The organism is Ewingella sp. AOP8-B2-18, from assembly GCF_052376015.1.
GTDB lineage: Bacteria > Pseudomonadota > Gammaproteobacteria > Enterobacterales > Enterobacteriaceae > Ewingella > Ewingella allii.
The window spans coordinates 1-4,339 of record NZ_JBQSVB010000033.1 but is presented as its reverse complement, the minus strand read 5'-3'; the positions used below and the strand labels follow the sequence as shown (position 1 = coordinate 4,339).

Genomic DNA, 4,339 nt, shown 5'->3' with positions numbered 1-4,339 from the left:
CATGGTCTTTCAATCCTGTGGACAAGTCGTTTTATAGTCCCGGCCCCGTGATGGCAGGCGGGAATATTAATTCGGATGGTGATATTAGCGGCTCTTATATTGCCTCGCGTGGCGGTGTTCATGCTGAAGGGAATATTACCTCGGTGGGGAATATCATTTCGGGGTCTGGTGCGGCACTGTACGAACGCGGTGCAAATGGTTTGGCTCGCGTATACAGCCCTAACAACCCACAACCCCTTCCGCAGGATTTATCCATCGCAGGAAATATCAGTTCGAACGGGGGCGGGATTTATGAACAGGGTCAGCGTGTTTACAGTTCAAACAATCCTCAGCCCCTTCCGCACGATCTCTACATTGCCGGGAATATCAGTTCGGATGCGGGTATTTATGAGCGTGGCCAACGTGTTTACAGCCCTAACAATCCTCAGCCCGCACAAGACCTGAGCGGTTATGCGACGATGAATTGGGTTGCAAGTAGCTTTGTTTCGGGCATTTCGCGTGGCGCGCAGGCGTCTATGGTGATGGATGGATTGCTTGTAGAAGCACCGGCTGGCTGCGTGCTCACCGGAGGCAATGGTAACGAAGGCTCACAAATTGGATATGCATTGTATCGGCCTTTGCAGATGTATCGTAACGGTAGCTGGGTAACAATTGACGGATAAAAATATGAAATTAATTAACTTACAGCGTTATACACCTGATGAACTATTTAACGGCGCTGGCATTCAATACTTTAAAGATGAAAGCGGTAAAGATTGGTTTAAATCCTTACCTAAATTCACGCGTAAATTTAGCCTGGCAATTGAGAACGATACCGGGGTTATTCGCAGTATCAGCGACGATGCTTCACGCCTTTACCCTGTCGGCCTAACAGTGGTCGATATTGATGCGCTGCCCGATGGCTGTGATATCAGCGGCGCGTGGCGCTGGTCTGGCGGTAAAATCTACGCCGTCGCACCGGATTATGTCGCCCTGGCCGCGCAGAATAAAAGTACTCTTTTAGCGACGGCAAACCAGGCAATAAGCACATTAAGCGATGCTATTGATTTGGATATCGCGACTGACGAAGAAAAGCGCCTATTTAACGAGTGGCGTAAGTATCGGGTTTTGCTCAGTCGCGTGGAAACGACACAAGCACGCGGTATTACATGGCCCGAGGTGCCGCAGTAATGTGGCGTAAAGCGACGTTGAGCATTGGCCAGAACATGGCTGCACTGTCGTGCTCTGTTTTGCCGGTGCATCCGTGGGTTTATGGCGCTGGGCAGGAAGCGGGCGAGGGTAGCTATCTAAGCCCGAAAAACGCCACCAGTTACCTGGCCAGCAAGCTGACCGGCGACGAGGGCGAGATTGGCGCAGTGGTGTTTATGGTCTGCGCTACGTCCCAAGCTGAATTCATGAATAACCTGGCGGCATTTTCTTCCGTGCTGCCCTTGCCGGTGTTTTCCCAAGTGGCACGCCGGGCGCAGGAAGTGGCAACGCTCGCCATTACAAAAATGCAGATCCCCGGCAAGTTGGCGGGCGGTTTGCCGCTAGCGGTGCCGTTATCCACCGCCACTAACCGTTTGGCCATGAATGCGCAACGTATCGCTGAGGCTAAGGCCGAGGCGGCCACCGGCGCGAGCGTTGGCGGCCTGATCTCCGCGCTATCAGATTTTGCCAAAGCCCGGAGCGCGGCGTTGAGCGGCATCGGCCAAGCTTTAGCTGACTTGCAGGGCAAGGCGGCCCCGGCGTGGGTGTTTAGCGCCAAGGGAACCCCGGCATTTATCGCCAGCGAGATGCAAAAAAATATTCCACAGCAGGACGCTATTTTTACCCTGGCCACGCTTTTTACTGGCCCGGATTTATCGCCATTGGAGGGCATGATAAATGACGATCACCACGCTCGCGCTGAACGGTGAGGCCATCGCGCTGCTGGCCATGAAAGTGACGCCAACGCTGCAATTTCAGGAAAAAGACCAGTCCGGCCAGTCCTCGAGCACGAACAACGCCGAGCAGGGCATCAAAGCCAAGGAGCTGCGCATTTCCGGCATCATTCCTTTTCGTAAAGCCAATATTTTGAAGCGCATTTTTGAGCTTGCCGAAGCCAAAGACGCCAGCGGGAAGTTACAAACCTACCGCGTGGCCAACCTGGCGGCCCAGGCGGTTAACTTCCGGGAGGGTACATTTTCCGGCGCGGTGGACGCACCGCCGCAGGATGGAAAAATGGCCTGGCTGGTGACGTTTACCCTGCGCGAAAAGGGAAGCGTAGCCGAGAAGCGCGAAGCCCGCGCCGGTGGCAAAGCGGCGACAACCAAGCAGGGCGGAAAAGGGGGCAGCGGCGGAACGGCGGCGGCCGAGGGTGACGAAAAGCTAAGTTGGTTTGAAAGCAAAGTGCTGAAGCCAATCAATAGCGCATTGGGGCCAGAATGAAACCGGTAAAAAGACTCTACTTATCCAACACCGCCGCGCACCTGGTTGACGTCAATCTTGCGCTGGAATTAAGCGCGTGCGGCCGGGGATTTATCACGGCGCAAACCGATCAGGATTTTACGGGTAAATTGGTGCGCCTGGACGTGGGTTATCCTGAATTGGTGCTGCGCTGGTTCACCGGTTACGTGGAGCGCTCGCAACCTGCGGATAACGGCTATCAGCGCCTTTTTGTGCGCGAGCTGGTCGGCGTCTTCGAGCGCAATTGGCCGTGTTCGTTCCAGCATCCTACGCTGCGCGACGTGGCCAAGTGGCTGACCGAAGAAAGCGGGCTGGAATTTACCGTTCCCGCGGCCAGTTATGCCGATAAGCCGATCCCCCATTTCACCCACAGCGGCACCGGCTATCAACTTCTTGCCGCGCTGGGCCGGGCGTTTTCCATCACCGATTACGTGTGGTACCAGCTGCCCGATGGCGGCGTGTTTGTCGGTAGCGCGGCGGATGCTCTTTTTGCAGGTAAGCCGGTGGAGATCCCCAACGAATTTAGCCAGGGCGGGGCGGCGGGCAACACCATGACAGTGCCGGTTATTCAGTCCCTGCGCCCAGGCGTTGAGGTTAACGGGCAGCGCGTCACCACGGTGAGATTGCATAACGATGATATGGCGCTGACTTGGACGCCGCGCAATAAGGCCACCGGCCAGGCGCTACAGAAAACGCCGATTCAGCGCCAAATTGAGGGGGCTTTTCCTGAGCTGGCCAGCGGTCTGCATTTGCCGAAAATGGCTCGCGTCGAGGCCCACAGCGAGCCGGTGAGCAATGGCAATATTGCCGATCCGTATCGCCCGCGCTATGCCGTCGATTTGCAGCTGTTAGACGCAGACGGCAAACCGGTGCAGGGAACGCCGATTTACCCGGCCGTGCCGCTGCCCTTGCCGATGGCGGGCGGTGAGTCCGGCATGTTCCAGTTTCCACCGGTTGGCACATTGGTGGAGGTGGGCTTTACGGATGGGCGCCCGGATAAGCCTTTTGTGCGGCAAACCATGGCCCAGGGTAACAGCCTGCCAGCGGTCAAACCGGGCGAGCAGTTGCAGCAGCAGCGGGATGGGGTATCCCAGCGCGTGACGGTTGCGGGCGACTGGGAGCGCCAGACAGACCAGACAATTAGCGAATCATCCATGCGCCGAGTGATCCAGGCAGACGATGAAAGCCGCACGCTGGTAGCCAGGGAAACCACGATTCAGGCCACGGACAAAACAACGGTGTTAGGTACGCATAGGCTGATGGCCGGTGCAGTGCAACACATCGCAGAGGGAGATTACAGCCTGGCCACCCAGGCCAACTTTGTGGCCAGCATCAAGGGCAACGCCACCACGGACGTGATCGGGAATAGCACCGTTAACGTGGCGGGCCAGCTGGTTGAGAAGGTTGGCAGATTGCGCAGCAGCGTGGCGGCCGTTCGCCAGGAAATCATAGCGCCGGTGGTGTGGGTAGGTAGCCAAAGCATCAACGTATGCCAGCTGATGATTGAAACGCTGGACGTAGTGAAGCAGCTGGCAGAGCTGACCGCCGCCCATACGCACCAGAACACCGGCGCACCGTTAAACGCGGCGGCCATCAAAGGAACCGGCACCACGGCCACCGGGCTGACCACAAAATATAAACCCGTTATCGGATAGCATTCACCCCATCAAACCAGGCCCGCCGCGTGCGGGCTTTTTTACGCCCGTCATTTACCCACCTAGAACGGCCACCACGCGCCGCGCCTTTCAAAACGCAATCCCTACCGCCCAAAAACGATCAAGCCGACCTGATGCGACAGGGGCGGGGGTGCGGTGACGAAACAAAGCAAGACGTGACGAAAATTGCACTACACCGCACCCGCCTGCGCTTTTTGTGTCAGTTATTTTTTTCAGTTTCATTTTTCTACAAACCA

The 4,339-nt window shown here is 56.6% G+C and carries 4 protein-coding genes and 1 pseudogene; all 5 read left to right on the top strand.

Annotation, left to right across the window (positions count from 1 at the left end; all coding sequences use genetic code 11):
• Positions 1 to 662: pseudogene (locus ACT3RR_RS22785) on the top strand (hypothetical protein); the annotation flags it as partial.
• A gap of 4 nt (positions 663 to 666) precedes the next feature.
• Positions 667 to 1,170, top strand: a complete 504-nt coding sequence (locus ACT3RR_RS22780) for a tail fiber assembly protein (RefSeq protein WP_456866121.1) — start codon at positions 667 to 669, stop codon at positions 1,168 to 1,170.
• On the top strand, positions 1,170 to 1,898 hold the full coding sequence (locus ACT3RR_RS22775; RefSeq protein WP_496201156.1) for a hypothetical protein: 729 nt from the start codon (positions 1,170 to 1,172) through the stop codon (positions 1,896 to 1,898). The genes ACT3RR_RS22780 and ACT3RR_RS22775 overlap by 1 nt, the downstream gene beginning before the upstream one ends.
• Positions 1,867 to 2,409, top strand: coding sequence for a baseplate complex protein (locus ACT3RR_RS22770; protein WP_456866126.1), 543 nt, complete (start codon positions 1,867 to 1,869; stop codon positions 2,407 to 2,409). Before ACT3RR_RS22775 ends, ACT3RR_RS22770 begins: the two co-directional genes overlap by 32 nt.
• On the top strand, positions 2,406 to 4,082 hold the full coding sequence (locus tag ACT3RR_RS22765; RefSeq protein WP_496201155.1) for a hypothetical protein: 1,677 nt from the start codon (positions 2,406 to 2,408) through the stop codon (positions 4,080 to 4,082). The genes ACT3RR_RS22770 and ACT3RR_RS22765 overlap by 4 nt, the downstream gene beginning before the upstream one ends.
• Positions 4,083 to 4,339: the final 257 nt, after the last annotated feature.

What these genes read in the sequence shown, in the direction of transcription:
- ACT3RR_RS22765 (WP_496201155.1), top strand. Translation starts at nt 2,406, where the DNA reads ATGAAACCGGTAAAAAGACTCTACTTATCCAACACCGCCGCGCACCTG.
- ACT3RR_RS22770 (WP_456866126.1), top strand. Translation starts at nt 1,867, where the DNA reads ATGACGATCACCACGCTCGCGCTGAACGGTGAGGCCATCGCGCTGCTG.
- ACT3RR_RS22775 (WP_496201156.1), top strand. Translation starts at nt 1,170, where the DNA reads ATGTGGCGTAAAGCGACGTTGAGCATTGGCCAGAACATGGCTGCACTG.
- ACT3RR_RS22780 (WP_456866121.1), top strand. Translation starts at nt 667, where the DNA reads ATGAAATTAATTAACTTACAGCGTTATACACCTGATGAACTATTTAAC.